We start from the raw sequence: 18,766 nt of genomic DNA on the forward strand, positions 1-18,766 counted from the left end.
CGCCGCATGGCCGGCATGGATAGGATCGACCTTGCCGGCTGTTCTCGAAAGGTTTGGCAGGCCTTCAAAGCGACATGATGACCGACTTGGTCTCCGTATAAAGGTTCAGCCCTTCCTGTCCCCGTTCCCTGCCCCAGCCGGATTGCTTGAAGCCGCCGGTGGGTATTGCCGCGTCCACCGAGCCGTGTACGTTGACCCCGATCCGGCCCGCGCGAATGCGCCGGACCATCTTGTGGGCGACGCTCAGGTCCCGCGTCCAGACACTGCCGGCAAGCCCGAAAATGCTGTCATTCGCCTGCCGTGCGATCTGTTCCAGGTCGTCATCATCGAAGCTCATGGCGCACAGGACAGGACCGAAAATCTCTTCCTGCACCACAGCCATGTCGGGCCGGGTGTCGGTCAGCACGGTCGGCGCAATGAAGTTGCCTTCATTGCCTATCCGCGTGCCGCCAAACGCCACCGTTGCACCGGCGCTCCTGCCCTGCTCGATATAGCCCATCACGCGGTCGCACTGGACCGGGGAAATGACCGGCCCCATCTGGACGCCTTCGCTGAGGCCATGACCGACGCGGATGTTCCCCGCCCGCTGGCCGATCCCATCCACGATCTGGTCGAACACCTTCTTATGGGCAAACAGCCGCGATCCCGCGGTGCAGACCTGGCCGCTGTTGGCAAAAATGCCCTGTGTGACACCGGGAATGGCAACCGACATGTCAGCATCGGGAAAGACGATGACGGGCGACTTCCCTCCCAGTTCGAGCGACACTTTCTTCAAATTGCCCGCGGCAGCCTTGACGATAATGCGGCCGACCTCGCTGGAACCCGTAAAGGCAACCTTGTCGATCTGGGGGTGCGAGGCGATCGCGGCACCCGCCGTCGGGCCAAAACCGGTTACGATATTGACCACGCCGGCGGGAATGCCGACCTCCTGGACCAGTTCACCGAAGCGCAGCGCCGTCAGCGGCGTCTGCTCCGCCGGCTTGAGCACGATCGTGCAGCCGGTGGCCAGCGCCGGAGCGACCTTCCAGGCCAGCATGAGCAGTGGCGCATTCCACGGAATGATCTGCCCGACGACGCCGACCGGCTCGCGCACCGTGAAGGCATGGTACTTGTCCGGCGCGGAGATCGAAATGGTTTCCCCTGTGATCTTGGTCGCCCAGCCCGCCATGTAGCGGAACATATCCACGCTGAGCGCGACGTCGGAATTCCGGGCATTGGCAAGCGGCTTGCCATTGTTGAGAACCTCCAGTTCGGCCAGTTCATCGGCGTTCTGTTCCAGCAGGTCCGCCAGTTTCCAGATGAGACGTCCACGTTCGCTGGGCGTGATGCGGCTCCATGGGCCTTCTTCAAAGGCCCGTCGCGCAGCTTTGACGGCATTGTCGATATCGGCGGCGTCGCCCTCCGGAACCTGTGCAATTATGCGTCCCGTGCCCGGATCATATGTGTCGAAAATCTTCCCGGACTGAGCCGGCACCCATTTTCCATCGATAAGGAGCTTTTTCTCCTGGCGCAAAAAGGACGCCGCCTTCTCTCCAATTCGGAACTGCTCAGCATGTGTGTTCATCGAATTCTCCATAGGTATCGGGAAGCGCCTTGCCCGGATTCGTTCAAGGGCGTCCATCTGAAGCGCCCTCGTTAATGCTTGTCACTCGATCACGAAGTGGTCGGGTCCGACCGCGCGAGGCTGCCGCTTCGGCGGAATGAAATCGAGCGGCCGCACGGGAGACGGCAATTCCGTCACTGGCTTGCCGATCAAACGGTGCCTGTCCGCGGCCGGCTCTGGGTTCGGCACCGCTGCCATCAGCTTCTGGGTATAGGGATGTTTCGGGTTCCCTATCACCTCGCGGCTGGGCCCGATCTCCACGATCTCGCCAAGATACATGACCGCCACGCGGTGGCTGACACGTTCGACAATGGCCATGTCGTGACTGATGAAGAGGTAGGACAACCGCAGGTCCTCCTGCAACTCAAGCAGCAGGTCGATCACCTGCGCCTTTACCGAAACGTCGAGGGCCGAGACGGCCTCGTCGGCTATGATGACCTTCGGGTCGAGCATCAGGGTTCGCGCAATGCAGATTCGCTGACGCTGTCCGCCGGAAAACTCGTGCGGAAGACGGGTGATCATCGACGGTTCGAGGCCGACACGCTCCAGAAGATGTTTCGCCTTGTCCAGGGCCTTGGCCCTGGTCGCCAACCCATGGCATAGCAGGGGCTCCGCCAGGATCGCACCGACGTTTTGCTTCGGGTCCAGGGAACTGAAAGGATCCTGGAAGATCATCTGCACATTGCGCCGGAGATCCGAAAGATCGGACCTGTTGTCGCGCCGCACCGTCCGTCCGTCGTAGACCACCTCGCCGGAATCCGGAGGATTGAGAAACAGGATGCTGCGTCCGGTCGTCGACTTGCCGCAGCCGGACTCGCCAACCAGCGACAGCGTTTCTCCAGGCATGATGTCGAAGCTTAGACCTTCGACGGCATGGAGACGCCCCACCTTGCGACGCATTGCTCCGCCACGCACGTCGAACCGGGTCACCAGCTTGCGCACGCTCAAAACCGGCTTCGGTACACCATCCTTGACAGGCGCGCGGTAGGAGCGGGCCACGCCTTGCCCCAAACGGGGGACCGCGTCGATCAGCATCCTCGTATAGTCCTCGCGCGGACGCTCGAAGACGTCCTTTACTGCTCCCGTCTCCACCACGCGTCCCTTGCGCACGACCATGACGCGGTCGGCGATATTGGCCACTACGCCCATGTCGTGCGTGATGAACAGGATCGCGGTGCCGGTGTCGCGCTGGACCTCGTTCAGGAGATCGAGGATTTGCGCCTGGATCGTCACGTCGAGCGCTGTTGTCGGCTCATCGGCGATAAGCAGCTTCGGCGAGCACGCCAATGCGATGGCGATCATGATCCGCTGCCGCATCCCCCCGGAGAACATGTGAGGATAGTCATTGAACCGCCGCCGCGCGTCAGGAATGCGAACGCGGTCGAAAAGCCGGATGCCCTCCTCCCGCGCCTCGGCATCGCTCAAGGGTCGATGCTGGCGCAGCATTTCCTTGATCTGGGTGCTGACCTGCAGAACCGGGTTCAGGCTCATCATCGGTTCCTGGAAGATCATGCTGGCAATGCCGCCACGCACCCGCCGCAATGTCGATGTCGACGCGCCCACCACTTGCTGGCCATCGACGACGACCGAACCGGTCACTTGGGTATTGCCGGAAAGCAGTCCCATGATCGTCATGGAGGTGACGCTCTTGCCGGACCCCGACTCGCCGACAAGCGCCAGCGTCTCGCCAGCATGGATGGCCAGATCGACATCATGCACCACCTGATGCTTGCCGAAAGCGACGTTGAGGCCTTTTACCTCGACCACTGGATCGGATTTCCGTTCACTCATGAGCTTGGCGCCGGTGCAACAGTGAAGCCCGCCTGCGAGCGAGAGCGCTCCGAAGTTGGAGCCCAGGTAAGCATTTCGAGCGCGTACAGAGAATCCAGCGTCTCCCGCGACAGGGTAATGCCCTTCTGGTGCGCCACGGCGATCTTTTCCCGAGGCCGAACGCCAACGTGCCCGGACGCCTTCAGCTCAGGCGTGCGGGTGCTGACCATGAGAAGCGCGCAGCCCGGCGTCAGCGCGGCGGCGTCGATCGATTGCAGAACCGCCGTGTCCTCACCGAGGAGCGCCGCGAGGGCATCCCGGCCCCGGCCCGAATAAAGCACACCCCGCGCGTCCGGTTCAGCCAACAGCCAGTCGAAGGGTCCATCCCTGGCGATGATGCCGATAGAGGAGAGATTGTAGTCCATCGCACCGACTAGCGTGGCCGGAACAAGCGACAGCTCGGTCGCCGCCGATATCCGGCACATTTCCCATTTGGCGTCGCCTGCATGCGCGGCCAGAGCATCGATCGCGGCAGGTCCCGTCTCCAGAAATGAAACGCCGGCGGCGTCCAGCATCGTGAGCCCGTCCGATTTCCGATAGCGGAAGCCATGGGAGGGCCGCGGTCCCGCCTGGCGAATTTCATCCAGAATAGCCGGATCGAGCGCCGCACCTGTTGCAACGAGATGAGCGCCCCGGTCAGCGGTTCCGAACGCGTAGCCCAGCGCCCTAAGCGACCACGGCAAGACGCGGGTCAGTTCGGAATAGGCAACAAACATGGTCGTGCTCACAGGGCGACCTCATTCTCATGCTTGCGAACCCGGGAACCCGGCCTGTCAGGCTCGAGGAATTCCGAAGGCAGCGGCTGGTCTTGGAAGAAAGTCCCCCGCACATAGCGGATGCTGAGCGGCGTCGAGCCGCGAATGCCCAGCGACGCAAGGAAAAACCGTATGAGATCGGCGGGGACGAAATCGCGATGCGCGAGCGGATCGCGTATTTCCGCATAGGGCAGGCCATCCAGATATTGCACGCGCGAGATGGCGTAATGCAGGTCCGGATGGTCGAGAACAACGTCGCCGGCGCGCTCCTTGTCGCCACGGCTGACCAGCACCGCCGCCAGCCTCTGGATCAGTCCGATATGATCGATGAAGGATTCGAAACGCTCGTGCGGGTCGATGACCCGCTCGCCGCGCCTTTGTTCGCCGTTATCGATCGAATGGTACCAGAAGTGCTGATGGGTTTCGGCAAGCGTGCGGTCGGCGATGAGAGCCCAGACGTAGTTTCTGCGCAGGATCTCGCGCAGTTCAGCGACTGTCATTGCTGGCTGCAATTGCCGTTTGCGGGCTGCGCCGATCTGGAAATAGGGCGCGATGGCGTCACAGAAGTCCGGTACCACGTCGAGAAGTACGCTATGGAACTGCTCACTGGTCTCGCCATCCATGACTTCTGCGACGTGCGCAGCAACGTCGCCCCAGCACTGGAACCGTCCTTCGCGCAGGCTTGCCGATACGCGTGTCAGGTTCTCGATGATGGTTTCGTTGGCCATCACATAGTCCTGCGTCTGTGGGTCGGTCTGCGCATAGATGCGGATGGTGCTCTCTATCGAGCCGCGGACAACCGAAATGCTCCCCGTATCGACCGGCAGGCTTTTTGCGTAGCCAAGCGCCGCCTCGCGCACAGTCACCCAGGTGGCGACCCAATGCGGCCAGCGCTGGAGGGCAACGCACATGCCCTGGCCTGAAGAATTGCCTATTCCAAGCCCGCGCGCGATCGAAATGTCGAGCTGCGCTGCGTCCGGATTGCGCCGCCGCGCCACGGCATTGACGAGATCGATGGAGACGAGCCGCACCAGGTAGATGGCGAAGATATCCGCAAAGAACGGGTGCGCCAGCGGATGCCCGTCGGGAATGCCCGGATAGGAAACCGTGCCGTTGCGGCCGCTGCTTTGAAAGCCACCGTTCCGCATGAGATAGGCGATGCCAAGCTCGGGGGCGGGCTGTTCGCCGCGGGACAGGGCTTCGACAGCGGCGTCGAAATGCCGGCTGCTGCGATTGGCCGGGGTCCAGCCGACCACATCCGAATCCGTACGCATCTGGCCTTCAGCCTTGATGTCGAACGTTTCGAATTCCTGCTCGATACGCTGTTGGCTGGCAAGATTGACGAAGAGCGCGCCGAACATGTCACGGTCCGCGCCATCGGAGCGGCGTCCGACTTTTTCGATTCCGTCCCATGGATATGCTCGGGCAATATAGGAGAAGGAATGGCCTTCCGCGTCGATCCGGTAGACGAATCTCGCCGCTCCGTCATCGCCGCATTCCGCCGAGATCATCCTTATCTGCCAGCGTTCGCGAACGATCCTGCGCAACAACATGTCGGCAAAACTGACGCGCGAAGCCTTGAAGCAGCGAAGGTTCTCCACACGCATCAGAACATCCGCCGGCCGCATCCATCGCCGCGCCTTCAGGGCACCTTCCCGGCCCGCAAACTCCTGCAGGCGTTGTTCTATGAATGCCGGCAGCGGCGGCTCGATCTGGTTAGACGTCATTTCCCTGTTCCAATCAGCGATCATTGCGGGACGCGGCCTCGTTCATGCTCGACCCGACAAGATAAAATGTGAAAACTGTAAGGGCGACGGCAGCGCCCGGCCCCAGGCTGAGCAGCGGCAGGATCGGCAGGAACATCGAACCGTCGCGTACCATGCCGCCCCAATCCGGAGCCGGCGGAGGAACGCCCAGCCCCAGGAAGCTGAGGCTTGCGGAGGTGAAGATCGCGAAGGCCACATTGATTGCGAACTGCGCCCACACCACGCGCATCGTGTTTGGCATGATATGATGGCGAATGATCCAGAAAGAGCTTGCGCCCGTGGCGCGCGCAGCTTCCACGAAGACCATTTCCCGGACGACGAAGACCTGACCGCGAACCAGCCGGGCGACCGTCGGCGCGGTGACGACACCCAGCGTCACCGCCAGGTTGACCACCGATGGCCCAAGCATCGCGGTGATGATCAATGCGAGAACGAGCCCCGGCAAGGCGATGAAAATGTCGATGATCTGGACGAGGAAGAAATCGATCCAGCCACGGAAAAATCCAGCGATCAGGCCAATGGGCGCGCCGATCAGCACAGCCACGATCGCCGCCGAAGCACCTACCTGCAGTGAAACCCTCGTTCCGTAGATGACGCGCGACAGCACGTCCCGGCCAAGTTGATCCGTGCCAAGGATGTTTTCAGCCGAAGGCGGGCCGAGGACGTTCACCGTCGTGGCGGTCGGGTGCAGGGGCGCGATCAAGGGCGCGAACACCGCGACCAAAGTGATGATCACCAGAAGCGTCAGGCCAAGGACCAATCGGAATGGAAGTTTTCTCATTGGATGCTAAGCCGATGTTCGCACGAGCGGATTGACGAGGCTGTAGGTCACGTCCGCCACAAGGTTGAGGATCATCACGCCGACGATGATCACCATTCCAACCGACAGCATGACGGGAAAATCCCGGGACGAGATCGCTTCCACCAGAAGCCGGCCCATGCCCGGCATCGAAAAGACGGTTTCGGTGACGACCGCGCCGCCAACCAGTTGTCCAAGCGAAAGACCGGCATAGGTGATCAAGGGCAATATGCTGTTGGGCAGAATGTGCCGGTAGGAAATGCGCGCCTCGGACAGCCCCTTCGAACGCGCGGCCTGGATGTAGAGGCTGCCTTTCACCGACTGGTATTCGGCTTTGTAGACGAGCGTGAAAGAGCTGAAATAAAAGGTCGTAAGCGTGATGACAGGCAGGATCATGTGGATGAGATGCTGCCCGGCGCCCCGTGACCACGGCGACCATCCGGTCGTCGGCAGCCAGCGGAGCTGAACCGAAAACAGGTAGATCAGCAGCAGCCCGAGAAAGAAATTCGGTACGGTGATGCCGACGATGCTGACGGCGGCGGTGAGCCGGTCCACTAGCTTTTTCATGAACGTCGCCGAATTGATCAGCGTGGCGCCCAGGAAAGCGATGAGAATCGCCCAGGATGCCAGCTCGAGTGTTAGAGGAAGGGCATCCGCGATCATTTGCGCGACAGGCTGTTGGGTGGAATAAGACCGGCCCAGGTCGCCCGACAATGCGGCGCTGATCCAGTTCCAGTAACGCGACAGGATGGGCTGGTCGAAGCCTAGCTTCGCGTTGAGTTCGGCGATCGATTGGGGGGATGCGTTCTCGCCCAGCATGATCGCCGCCGGCGTCCCCAGAAAGGACGTCACCGACGTGAACAGCAGAAACGTCAGAACGATAACGTTCGGAACCATGATCGCTATGCGGGAAAGTACAAGCGCAAGCATGCCGGCCTCAGTTCATCGCGAAGGATTGAAGAAACGCCTTCCGGGGCGCCCGTCTCGCAAAGCGGGCGGTTGGGGCACATCCGATGGGCGGCGGTCATAATGGCGATCAAGTTCCTCTACCGGTTGCAGGCGGGACCAGGTCCCACCCGCGCCAGAAGCCGCAGCGCGGCGCGCCGCGGCAAAGCATGAAGATCAGGCCTGCGTTTTCCAGACGTAACGGAACCTGGGGATTTCATCCGGCATCGGAGCGAACCCTTTTACGGTATTGCGCATGGCGTTGAATTCGACGCTGAACCCGACGGGCATGTAAGGCAGATCGGCAGAAATCTGATGCTGGATCTTTTCGTACAATTCCTTGCGACGCGCCTGATCGGAAATTACCCGCGCTTCATCGATCCATTTGTCCACTTGGTCATTCTTGTAGCCCGTGGAGTTCGCGGTGCCTTTGCTGGAGAAGAGGTAGTGGATAAGGCCGTCGGGATCCGCCCGTTGCGTCCAGCGCATCGGCGTGAAGCGTATCTCGCCGGAGACCGCCTTGGCGTAGTAGTCGCTTTGCGGGACCGGCTCGAGCTCGATGTTGAGGCCGATCGCGTCGAGGTCTTCCTTGGCAAGTTCGGCAAAGCGTCGCAGCGTATCGCCGCTTGGCGCCGCAAGCTTGATGGTGGTGCCCTTCAGGCCGGAATCAGCCACGATCTTGCGCGCCTTTTCCGGATCGTATTCGTAGTGCACCAGATCGGTTGGGGTCCACCACAGCCCGTCTGGCGTGAAGCTGTCGGAAATCTTGCCTTGCCCGGCCCATATGATCTGGTTGATGCGGTGGCGGTTGAGGCCATGCGCGATGGCCTGGCGCAGTTCCGGCTTGTTATATGGCTCGGCGTCCCACCGCCACTGGTAGGAATACCAGACGCCACCCTTCGACGGCACAAGCTCGATGTCCGGGCTGGCCTTGGAGAGGCGCGTATCCAGCGGATCAAGCTGGCTTATGAAATCCAGTTCACCGATGGCCATGCGCTGAATGCCGACGACGTTCGTCGGAATGTCATGGAACGTGATGCCGTCGAGATATGGCATTCCCTTCTGCCAATAGCTGTCGTTCTTGGTGAGCGCGATGCGTGACCCGCGCACCCATTCGCCGAAAACGAACGGACCAGTCCCGACAGGATTGGAACCGACGTCGCTGCCGTATTTCTTGGCCGCCGCTGGCGAAGCCATCAGCCCTGCGCGGTCGGCAAACAGCGCCAGCAGGGGCGGATAAGGTTCCTTCATGTCGATGGCGACGGTGAATTCGTCCAGCACTTCGACATTCTTGACGCCTTCCAGCAACTTGAGCTGCGATGAGTTGCCTTTCGGATCGAGACGCGCATCAAGGTTCCATTTCACGGCCTCGGCGTTGAACGGCGTGCCGTCATGGAACTTCACGCCTTCCTGCAGCTTCAGGACCACGCGCTTGCCGTCGTCCGAAAACTCCCAGCTTTTCGCCAGGGCAGGCTTCAGGGAGAAGTCCGCCTCGGTCTCGAGAAGCGTATCGAATATAAGGAAAAGGATCTGCCGCTCGGTCCATTGCGACGACTGAAGCGGGTCGAGCGTGCGTACGTCGCTGATGAAGCCGACGTTGAGCGTGCCGCCGGTGACCGGCTGGGTATCTTGAGCCAGCGCTGCCGCCGGCAAAGAGGCCACGATTGCGAAGCCGCTGACGGCGGCCATAAATTGCCTTCTATCCATGACAAATCCTCCGTTGGTTCAGTTCCCGATATTATCGGCATTGCCGTTATTGGCCTCCGGGTAGGACCCGGAGGCTTGCGCGTTATTTGCTCTCGGCTGGCAGCGGCCGGCCGGCCTGATCGACTCCCATGATCCGCATGTCGTTGAACCGATCGCCGATGCGATGGTGCGGACGCCCGCCGCTCGCGGCGCCCAAGGCGATGACGATCTCGTCATGGGCAGGCGCGTCGGGAATGGTGAATTCCACGGTCAGAAAATGAGCGCGGCTCCCCTTCCTCTCGGCGTCTTTGTGGGTCAAGGGAACGGTGAGCGCAGTGCCGGCGCCGGCACGCTTGTTCGTGAACGGGAGAAAGGAATCGCCGCCGGCGGCGATGCGGAAGACATTGCCGAAATGCAGCGTGTGGATCAGGCCGGCCGCGTGTTCGACTTCGCCGTCCGTCCCGGTCACAGCGCACTTTCCAAACGCCTCTATCCGGTCCGGACCGCCCATGATCGCCACCAGGCGAGGCACGAGGGCATCCGTGAGAGCCTTGGCGTGCTCCATGATGTGCGGCTGCAGGTCCTCGACGAATGCCGATCCTGCCCAGGGATTGCGGATTACCGCCGCGCAGGCGGCCATGCGAAGCGGAACCGGCGCGACGCGACCCCCTTCGACAAGCGTGTCCTCGACGAAATCGACGATCTTGCGGATCAGGACGCCAGTCATTTGTCCACTCCGCCGGCTGCGAGTTCGGCAAGCACGCGGTTGGCGATGCGATGGCATTCGACGCCGACAGGAACGCCGCAATAGATCGTGAGATGGGTTATCAACGCGTCCAGCTCGTCACGGGTGACCCCGTTGCGAAGGGCGCCGCGAAAATGCAGTTCCCACTCATGCATGCGGTTGAGCGCGGCAATCATGACGATGTTCAGCATGCTGCGGGTCCTGGCATCCAGCCTGTCGTCGCCCCAGGCCGTCCCCCAGCAATATTCTGTGATAAAAGACTGAAAGCCCTTGGAAAAATCGGTTGCCTTGCTCAGCGAATTTTCAACATATTCGCTGCCGAGCGTCGCCTTGCGCCGCTCCAGCCCACGCTCAAATAGCGTCTCGTTCATTCGTCTTCCCTTCATTTTCAGCGTGGACGCAAAAGGAACTCGCGGACATGGTCGGACACCAGCTTGGATGCCTCGACCAGGACGCTGTGCTTCAGGCCGGCCAGAATGCGTAATTCCGAATCGGGGATCAGCCGGCGCATCGTCTCGGCCATCCGGACATTCGACCCCTGATCGAATTCGCCCGTGATCACCAGCGTTGGCTGCCTGATCTCGGGAAGCCGATCCACCAGTTCGGTAAGGCCGAACACCCGATACGCCTCCAGGTAAGACGGCACGTGGACCGCCTTGAGTTCAGCGATTCGCCGCTCGATCACATCGGGATGGCGCTCGGCGAATTCCTTGGTGAACCAGCGGTCGTGCGCCGCACCAACGACTGCGTCCATACCGCCGTCGCGGATCATCTGCAGGCGCGCCACAACCTTCTCACGTTCGGCGGGGGTGCGCCCCGCAACTGCGGAAAGAAGCACGACGCGCTCAAACCGGTCCGGATAGGAGCAGGCCAGCTCTTGCGCGATCAAGCCCCCCAATGAAAAGCCGACCAGATGGGCTTTGCGCACGCCGGCGTCGTCCATCACCCGAACGATATCGGCGGCAAACTTCTCGACGGAATATTCCGAGTCTATGTGCGCGGACCGACCATGCCCGCGCAGGTCGGAACGAATGATGTCGAAACTGCCCTCCAGTTCGCTGCTGACGTCGTCCCAGCTTTGCAGATTGGCGCCGACACCGTGCACCAGCACGAGAGGATGCCCCTTACCGCTTCTCTCATAGGCGATGAGATCGTCTTTTGTGCGCATCGGCGCCATTCCAGGTCCTCGTTCAAACTCGATTTTTTTGGTATACCGACAGACAGGCATATGGTCAACCGTATTTAAATCGGCTACTTGTGATGAAAGAGTCGAACGCGTAGCTGTCATGAAAGGAATGACGGGAGAGGACGCCGCAATGCATGAATGGACTGACTGGTCGATTGCGGATTCGCCGACATTGCGCGAGCAGACCGTTGTCACGCTGCGCGAGGCGTTGTTCAACGAAGTGTTCAAGCCGGGTGACAAGCTGGTGGAACGGAAGCTCGCCGAGCAGACTGGCGTAAGCCGCACAAGCATCCGGGAAGCGCTGAGCCAGCTTGAGTCCGAAGGGCTTGTCACTCGGGTAGCCGGCAAGGGCATGTTCGTGACCCGCTTGTCGGAACGGGAGGTCCGGCAGATCTACGAGGCCCGCGCAATCCTGGAATCGGCCATGGCGCGCCTGTTTGTCGAACGGGCCAGCCAGGAACAAATGGACGAATTGGCGCGGCGTATTTCGGAAGCAGGCGAAACCGACACGTCCGAGCTTGCCAGGCAGCATGCCGAGAAGCTCGACGCGGTGTGGGACATCATCATGCAAGGCGCAGGCAACGACATCACAAGGCAAATGACCTTTCTCCTGCATGGCCGCGTCACCTATCTGCGCACCGTCACCACCCGCGTCGCCTCGGCTGAACGGCGCAGGAATACGATGGCCTTGCTCCACGGCATTTTCGACGCGCTGCGCGCGCGCGATGCCGACCTCGCCGAAAAGCTCACGCGCGGGTATGTCGAAAGATCCGCGGCTTTCGCGCTGTCGCTGCTGCGGGACTCTGGGCAGAACGCCAGATCCTCATCACGCAAGCAACGGATCGACACATGAACTATGTCAGGCTCGGCAAGAGCAATCTGAAAGTATCCCGGCTATGCCTCGGCGCGATGGGATTCGGATCCGCGGGATGGCGGGCCTGGGTGCTCGATGAGAAGGCCTCGGCGCCGATCGTTGCGCGCGCCCTCGACCACGGCATCAACTTCTTCGATACCTGCGACTTCTATTCGGCTGGCGAGAGCGAACGCATTCTCGGCCAGATACTCGTTCGCCAGCAGCCGCGCGACAGCTTCGTCATCGCCACCAAGGCGGGAAACCCGATGGCTGCGCATTGCAACGGCCGCGGCTACTCCAGAAAGCACCTGTTCAAGGCAATCGACGATTCATTGGCCCGCCTTGGAACCGATCACGTTGACCTCTTCCAGACGCATATTTGGGACAAGGATACCGACCTCGACGAACTGGTCGATGCCATGGCGGACATCGTGCACGCCGGAAAGGCGCTCTATGTCGGCGTCACGACCATGCCCGGCTGGACACTCGCAAAATGCCGTGCGGCTGCCAGCGCACGCGACCTTCCGGCATTCATCTCGATGCAATGCGAATACAATCCCGCTCACCGGGAGTGCGAGCGGGAACTGCTTGCCTACTGCCGCCACGATGATGTTGCCCTGATACCGTTCAGCCCCATCGCGCGCGGCTTCCTTGCCGCGGACCGCCGCAATCCCGCCCAGCAGACGGCGCGCACGAAAAGCGACGACTATACGCAGAAATATTACCACCGCGACGGCGACCACGCCGTGCGCGAAGCCGTCGTTGCCGTTGCCGCCCACATCGGAAAGACACCGGCCCAGGTGGCTCTCGCCTGGACATTGGCGCGCCCCGGCATTACCGCGCCCATCTTCGGAGCGACCTCGACAGACCATGTCGACGAGGCAGTCGCGGCATTGGACATAATGCTTAGCCCCGACGATATCGACCGCATCGACCGGGCCTACGAGCCACGGCCGCTGAACGCCTCAGGCCACTGAATGAAGCACATGCTTGCGGTAAGCTGATATGCTTGTGAAATTGCACTCGTTCGCGCACTTTTCGAAGGAGCAAATCCGCCGTGTATGATCTGCGAGTCCATGCTCCGCCGCGCCTGTACACGCAGGTGGCCGATACCATCCGCAACGCCATCGTCGTCGGAGAACTGGCGCCGGGAGAGCGGCTGGTGGAGCGCACGCTTTGCGAGCGCATGGGCGTTTCGCGGACGTCGCTCAGGGAAGCGATGCGCGAACTCGAGAACGAGGGCCTTGTCACGAACCTGCCCAACCGGGGGCTTATCGTCTCTGTCGTCGACCCCAAGATCGCGAAGGACATTTTTGATCTTCGCGAGGCGCTGGAGGCACTTGTATGCAGGTTGTTTTGCGAGAATGCGACTGACGATCATATCACGCATTGCAGGGGCGTGTACGACGAGCTGATGGATGCTTATCGCGTCGGTGTGCCGCGCGAAATGATTGCCGCAAAAACCCGATTCTACGACGTCTTGATAGCGGGCGCGAACAATTCCGAGGCGGAACGGATGCTTCGCAGCATCCATATGCGGGCCTCACAGTTGCGCATGATTTCTCTTTCCGATGCAGAGCGGCGAAAGGCATCCCAGGAGGAACTGGCAGCCCTGCTCGACGCCCTGGTGAGCCGCAGGGCATCGGACGCCGAGCGGCTTGCGAAAAAGCATGTACGCAAAGCCGCCCAATTCGCGCTCGGGATGATCGAACAGCTTGAAAACCAATCCGTCAGCTGATCGGCAGCGCTTGAAAGCGCGAGACGCCGCCCGTCCGCCGCCACCCGCGGCGACGGTGAAGGAGAATTATGTCGTGGCGGGCGGCATCCGCACGCGCTATTTCGAAGCTGGCAGCGGACCGGTCGTGATCCTTCTGCACGGCTCGTCACTGGCAATCGATGCCTGGTCCACCTGGCACAACACCATCCCGGCACTCGCGCATGACTTCCGGGTGCTGGCGCCCGATCTGGTCGGCTTCGGTCTCTCGGATGCGCCGGTAGACGGGAAACACGTTCCCCGCCTCGAAAGGCGGCATCACGTTTCAGCCTTCATCGAAGCGCTCGGCATTACCCGCTGCGCGCTGGTCGGTCATTCCGAAGGCGGTTTCATCGCGGCAATGCTCGCCGTTGAAAACCCGGGTCTGGTCGATAAGGTGGTCGTCGTGAGCAGCGGTGCGACCTCGCCGCGCCTCGGCGGAAATGAGGACCACGCTTGGCAGGCAGCAGCGGCAGCAGCGTATAATGTGCTCGAGGGATGCGATACCGAGGAAGACTTTCTGCGCACCAATGCGAGGCTAAGCACGAAGAATCCGCCGGAGTTCGTGGAGCTGCTGAAAAAGAACTACCGCCTGGCCTGCAAGTCCGGTCAGTTGGAGCGCTTCAGGCAGGCTGCCCGGAAAAAGGACGACACCGAATATACCCAGATCCAGGAGGACCATCTCCTTCCGCATTTGCCCACCATGCAGGCCAAGCTGTTCATAGCCTGGTCGGGCTGCGACGAAACCGTGCCGGTGGCGCGCGGCATCAAGCTGCTGGAACGCGCGCCGCAAGCCGACATGCACATTTTCGCCAACGCCGCTCACATGGTCATGATCGATCGCCCACGCGAATTCAATGGAGTTGTCCGGGACTGGCTTGGCAGCTAGCGCCGGTCCAAACCATCCGGCTTATGACCCACAGCAAGTCGTCCCAAGAGGGCCGCCATGCCGTCCCCGCCTGCAGGCAACGCCGGATGCCAGAGCGACGGCTCGCGCTCAAAGCCTTGCCCGGGGTAGGGCACCAGGTCGAGCTATATGCCCCACGGACCGAGAAAATAGACACATCTGCCCAGGCTTGGCCTGTCCTGGCAGGGCGGCCAGCCCGCCGAACTCGCGGCAACCTATGTGCTTCTGGCCTCGGATGATTCCAGCCACACGACCGGCGCAGTCTATGAGGTCACCGGCGGCCGGCCGATGCTTTGATGCTCGGTTCAGCAAGCCAGCTGACAAGCCCAGGCGCGTCTTCTTCCAGACCTGCCCTGCCACCACCTCCTGGCCCGCGTGCCGTAGAGCCACCCGTGCTCGGCCAGTTTCCGGAAGATCGTGATCTCGCCGCCGAAGGTCGAAGACGTAGTCGAACAACCGCCGCACGCCCGAGAACGCGTACAGCAAATCCTGGCGGCGCAGCTTCTCTTTGAAGTAGCGGTTCACGGCCGCGCTCAAATATTCGATCTCGGTCTGTTCGATCTGCACCGCTTCGGCAGCACCCTCATGGGGGCCGCAATTCGAGATGCGCTACGGTCGCGATTTTTGTCTTGATATTTTTATCAAGCTGTGAAATTTTTTTCAATTGAAAGCTGGAGGAAGTTTTCCGCACCTCAGAATGCCCTGACAATGGGCATCGGACGGAGAACACGATGGGAGGTTCAATATGCCGGTCCAAGCCGTTTCAACCGAGTGAGCCTTTCCTGCGGGAGACGCCGCGTCCTGGACCTAGAATCCGACGTCGTCGTCACACCTTCACATGCAGGGGAAAGAATGCGCCCGGCTTCAGGCGCTTCTTTCGACACGACGAGATCAACGCCGCAAGACGCGGCAAAGGTTCCAGAACATCCGATGACGCGAATAGTGCAGATTTCCGATACCCATCTCAGCCCTGGCAAGCGGCATTTCCATGCCAACAGCCAGCCGCTCCTCGACTGGCTGAAGGAAAGCCATGCCGACCTCGTTATCCATACAGGCGACGTCACCGTGGATGGCGCCGATGTCGAGGAGGACATGCGCTATTGCGCCGAGATAATGGACTCCATCGGACTGCCCTATCTCGCCGTGCCGGGCAATCACGACGTGGGGGAGCCCAAGCATCCGTACCAGCCAGTCAACGCAGAACGCCTGGCCCGCTGGCGACGTCATTTCGGGCCCGACTGGTGGCATCGCGACATCGAGGGCTGGCGCCTGATCGGACTCGATTCGATGCTGTTCGGCAGCGACGAGCCGGCCGAAACGGAGCAGATGGCGTGGCTGGAGAGCGCAATGCGCGAGGCCTCCGGACGCCGGATCGGATGGTTCACCCACCGCCCGCTGTTCATTGGCGAGCCAAGGGAAGGCGACGTCGGATATTGGGCTCCGACGCCCGTTCCGCGGGCGCGGCTGCTGGATTTGGTGCGCCGCTTCGACGTGGCGTTCGTGGCGAGCGGCCATTTGCACAAGCTGCACGATAGCGTGGTCGATAACGTAAGATACCTTTGGGCCCCTTCGTCGGGCTTCGTCGTTGACGCCCATCTGCAACCGGAAGGCATGGCGGGAGAAGCCGTCCTCGGCGCGCTCGTGTACGAGTTTTCCGAGTCCGGTTTCACTGTGATGCCTGCCGAAATTCCAGGCCTCACCCCCTTCTTCATCGGTGATGTCTTGGATGAGGTCTATCCACCGAGATAGCGCCTCGATCCGATTAGTTGCGAAACGGAGCAACCCGCAGTGGCTGCAGTAGAGATAAAGAACCTTTCGAAGTCGTTCGGAACCCACAAGGTTCTAAAAGACATCAATCTTTCCATTAATGACGGAGAGTTTCTGACGCTTGTCGGCCCCTCCGGCTGCGGGAAGTCGACGCTGATCCGCATCATCGCCGGCCTCGAGCCGCAAACCTCGGGCTCGATCCTCGTCGATGGCGCGCCGATCGATCATCTGAGGCCGCATGAGCGGCGCATCGCCATGGTGTTCCAGAGCTACGCGCTCTACCCGCACATGTCCGTCTTCAACAACATGGCGCTGCCCCTGACGATGACCGGGCTTAACCTTTACGAGCGCCTGCCGCTCGTCCGCCTACTCTCGTCCCGGCGCCGCAAGGTGATGCAGGAGATCGGCAAGCAGGTCAGGGGCATCGCGGCGCAACTTCAGATTGAACCCCTTTTAGAGCGCAAGCCCGCCCAGCTCTCCGGCGGCCAGCGTCAACGCGTCGCGCTCGGTCGCGCCATGGTGCGCCAGCCCGCCGCTTTCCTGATGGACGAGCCACTTTCCAACCTCGACGCCAAGCTGCGCGTCCACATGCGTAGCGAGCTGGCCGAGCTGCACCAGAGACTCGGCGCGACATTCGTCTACGTCACGCACGACCAGGTCGAGGCGATGACCATGTCGAGCCGGGTCGCCATGATGGAAGGCGGAGACATCCTTCAACTCGGCACGCCCGACGAACTCTACGACAGGCCGGCCAACATCCAGGTCGCCCAGTTCATCGGCAGCCCGACGATCAACCTGGTTCCCGCGACGGTGGGGGTCGGCGGGCGGCTGGAATTGCTCGGAAAGCCTCTGCCGATCGGCACCGCCCTCCCCGCCGGAGAGAAAGCGATGATCGGCGTCCGCCCGGAAATGATCCTGCCCGGCGCGGTCTCGGGCCAGTCGACGGACCAGGTCCCGCTTGCGGCGAAGCTGCGGCGCAGCGAGCATCTCGGCTCCGAGAAGATCCTGCATTTCGACGTTCCCTCGCTCCCTGGAATCCTGGTGACCTCGCGCATAGGCGCGGGCGTGCCGGACAGTGAGGTCGAGAACACCGAACTCTTGTTCCATCCCTCGGCCTGCCATGTCTTCGATGCCGCCGGAAACCGCGTGGAGCCCCAAGTCTCCCAAGACGCGGCCACCGCCGCCAAGGGAAAGCTGCGCCTCGCAGAGGGAGCGCGCGCGTCATGAGCCTGACCGCGGTACCCGCTTCGCCCGCCAGGCCCGGTGCCCGGCAGGCCCTCATCGAGAGGCTGGTCGCCGGCGGCTTCGCGCTGCCTGCCCTGCTTTTGCTGGTGCTGACGATCCTCGTGCCGCTCGGCGTGCTCGGCTATCTCAGTTTCACCGACTACGAACTCGGCGAGGTCGATGTCCATTATGTCGGCCTGCAAAACATCACCGACGCGCTGACCGATCCGGAATTCCGCCGCGCACTCAAGAACACGCTCGTCTACGTCGCGATCGTCCTGCCCGGCTCGGTGATCCTGTCGCTGCTCGTCGCCGTCCTCGTTCACCGCCGCAAGCGCACCCGCTCGCTCTACGAAATCATCTACTTCCTGCCTGTGACCTCGACCTTCATCGCCATGGCGACGGTGTGGCAGTTCCTGCTGCACCCCAGCCTCGGCCCGGTGAGCGCGGTGCTGCGCTGGCTCGGCATCGGCGAGGTCGCCTTCCTGAGCAATCCCTCGCTGGCGCTGCCGACGCTTGCCGTGATCGGCATCTGGCAACTGGTCGGCTTCAACATGATCCTGTTTCTGGCCGGCCTCTCGACCATTCCCAAGGACCTCTATGAAGCCGCCGAGATCGACGGCTGCGGCGGCGAAATCGACCGCTTTCTGACGATCACGTGGCCGCTTCTGGGACCGACGACCATGTTCGTCATCGTCACCAGTTCGATCACCGCCTTCAAGGTGTTCGACACGGTGGCGGTGCTGACCCATGGCGGTCCGGTGGGATCGACCGAGGTCCTGCTCTACAAAGTCTACCTCGAAGGCTTCCAGTACTTCCGCATGGCGTATGCGTCGGTTCTCACCTTCATCTTCCTCATTTTCATTCTGGTCTTCTCGATCCTCCAGACCGTCGTCATGGATCGCAGGGTGCATTACTGATGACCGACACAACCATCACTGCTCCCG

At 61.6% G+C, this 18,766-nt stretch carries 17 protein-coding genes and 1 pseudogene; 7 read left to right on the forward strand and 11 right to left on the reverse strand.

Going from position 1 to position 18,766, the window contains the following annotated elements:
- Window positions 1-64: 64 nt before the first annotated feature.
- From LB551_RS22405 to LB551_RS22450, 10 genes are all read right to left on the reverse strand, one after another.
- Window positions 65-1,564, reverse strand: coding sequence for an aldehyde dehydrogenase family protein (locus LB551_RS22405; protein WP_224660512.1), 1,500 nt, complete (start codon window positions 1,562-1,564; stop codon window positions 65-67).
- Between the two features lie 81 nt (window positions 1,565-1,645).
- Window positions 1,646-3,394: an ABC transporter ATP-binding protein gene (locus tag LB551_RS22410; protein WP_224660513.1), complete on the reverse strand. Its 1,749-nt coding sequence runs from the start codon at window positions 3,392-3,394 to the stop codon at window positions 1,646-1,648.
- The gene (locus LB551_RS22415; RefSeq protein ID WP_224660514.1) at window positions 3,391-4,149 is read right to left on the reverse strand and encodes a hypothetical protein; all 759 of its coding nucleotides are present in this window, start codon (window positions 4,147-4,149) and stop codon (window positions 3,391-3,393) included. Before LB551_RS22415 ends, LB551_RS22410 begins: the two co-directional genes overlap by 4 nt.
- A gap of 8 nt (window positions 4,150-4,157) precedes the next feature.
- A complete protein-coding gene (locus LB551_RS22420; RefSeq protein WP_224660515.1) occupies window positions 4,158-5,915 on the reverse strand; it encodes a hypothetical protein in 1,758 nt (585 codons plus the stop codon).
- A 13-nt stretch (window positions 5,916-5,928) separates the two neighbouring features.
- The gene (locus tag LB551_RS22425; RefSeq protein ID WP_224660516.1) at window positions 5,929-6,735 is read right to left on the reverse strand and encodes an ABC transporter permease; all 807 of its coding nucleotides are present in this window, start codon (window positions 6,733-6,735) and stop codon (window positions 5,929-5,931) included.
- Window positions 6,736-6,741: 6 nt separating this feature from the next.
- Entirely contained in the window at window positions 6,742-7,683 is a 942-nt protein-coding gene (locus LB551_RS22430; RefSeq protein ID WP_140513435.1) for an ABC transporter permease, read from the reverse strand.
- A 192-nt stretch (window positions 7,684-7,875) separates the two neighbouring features.
- Window positions 7,876-9,387 (reverse strand): ABC transporter substrate-binding protein, encoded by a 1,512-nt coding sequence (locus tag LB551_RS22435; protein WP_224660517.1) that lies wholly within the window; start codon window positions 9,385-9,387, stop codon window positions 7,876-7,878.
- A 100-nt stretch (window positions 9,388-9,487) separates the two neighbouring features.
- On the reverse strand, window positions 9,488-10,111 hold the full coding sequence (locus LB551_RS22440; protein WP_140552839.1) for an amino acid synthesis family protein: 624 nt from the start codon (window positions 10,109-10,111) through the stop codon (window positions 9,488-9,490).
- Window positions 10,108-10,500: a carboxymuconolactone decarboxylase family protein gene (locus tag LB551_RS22445; RefSeq protein WP_224660518.1), complete on the reverse strand. Its 393-nt coding sequence runs from the start codon at window positions 10,498-10,500 to the stop codon at window positions 10,108-10,110. The genes LB551_RS22440 and LB551_RS22445 overlap by 4 nt, the downstream gene beginning before the upstream one ends.
- A gap of 17 nt (window positions 10,501-10,517) precedes the next feature.
- Window positions 10,518-11,306 (reverse strand): alpha/beta fold hydrolase, encoded by a 789-nt coding sequence (locus tag LB551_RS22450; protein WP_224660519.1) that lies wholly within the window; start codon window positions 11,304-11,306, stop codon window positions 10,518-10,520.
- On the opposite strand from LB551_RS22450, the gene LB551_RS22455 reads away from it, so the two are divergent.
- The 4 genes from LB551_RS22455 (at window position 11,290) to LB551_RS22470 (ending at window position 14,810) form a co-directional block, all read left to right on the forward strand.
- A complete protein-coding gene (locus LB551_RS22455; protein WP_224660520.1) occupies window positions 11,290-12,168 on the forward strand; it encodes a GntR family transcriptional regulator in 879 nt (292 codons plus the stop codon). The genes LB551_RS22450 and LB551_RS22455 overlap by 17 nt on opposite strands.
- A complete protein-coding gene (locus LB551_RS22460) occupies window positions 12,165-13,145 on the forward strand; it encodes an aldo/keto reductase (RefSeq protein ID WP_140552842.1) in 981 nt (326 codons plus the stop codon). Before LB551_RS22455 ends, LB551_RS22460 begins: the two co-directional genes overlap by 4 nt.
- A gap of 80 nt (window positions 13,146-13,225) precedes the next feature.
- Window positions 13,226-13,906, forward strand: coding sequence for a GntR family transcriptional regulator (locus LB551_RS22465; RefSeq protein ID WP_140552843.1), 681 nt, complete (start codon window positions 13,226-13,228; stop codon window positions 13,904-13,906).
- A 10-nt stretch (window positions 13,907-13,916) separates the two neighbouring features.
- Window positions 13,917-14,810, forward strand: a complete 894-nt coding sequence (locus tag LB551_RS22470; protein ID WP_181172612.1) for an alpha/beta fold hydrolase — start codon at window positions 13,917-13,919, stop codon at window positions 14,808-14,810.
- A 407-nt stretch (window positions 14,811-15,217) separates the two neighbouring features.
- On the opposite strand, the pseudogene LB551_RS22475 reads toward LB551_RS22470, so the two are convergent.
- Window positions 15,218-15,416: pseudogene (locus tag LB551_RS22475) on the reverse strand (glycerol-3-phosphate dehydrogenase); the annotation flags it as partial.
- 264 nt (window positions 15,417-15,680) lie between these two features.
- Here LB551_RS22475 and LB551_RS22480 point away from each other — a divergent pair.
- From LB551_RS22480 to LB551_RS22490, 3 genes are read left to right on the forward strand one after another with little or no spacing between them, the layout of a single operon-like run.
- On the forward strand, window positions 15,681-16,577 hold the full coding sequence (locus LB551_RS22480; protein WP_224660521.1) for a metallophosphoesterase family protein: 897 nt from the start codon (window positions 15,681-15,683) through the stop codon (window positions 16,575-16,577).
- Between the two features lie 39 nt (window positions 16,578-16,616).
- A complete protein-coding gene (locus LB551_RS22485; RefSeq protein WP_140552845.1) occupies window positions 16,617-17,822 on the forward strand; it encodes an ABC transporter ATP-binding protein in 1,206 nt (401 codons plus the stop codon).
- A 2-nt stretch (window positions 17,823-17,824) separates the two neighbouring features.
- On the forward strand, window positions 17,825-18,739 hold the full coding sequence (locus LB551_RS22490; protein WP_140552871.1) for a carbohydrate ABC transporter permease: 915 nt from the start codon (window positions 17,825-17,827) through the stop codon (window positions 18,737-18,739).
- Window positions 18,740-18,766 lie beyond the last annotated feature (27 nt).

The sequence above is a fragment of the Mesorhizobium sp. BR1-1-2 genome, from assembly GCF_020165435.1.
GTDB lineage: Bacteria > Pseudomonadota > Alphaproteobacteria > Rhizobiales > Rhizobiaceae > Mesorhizobium.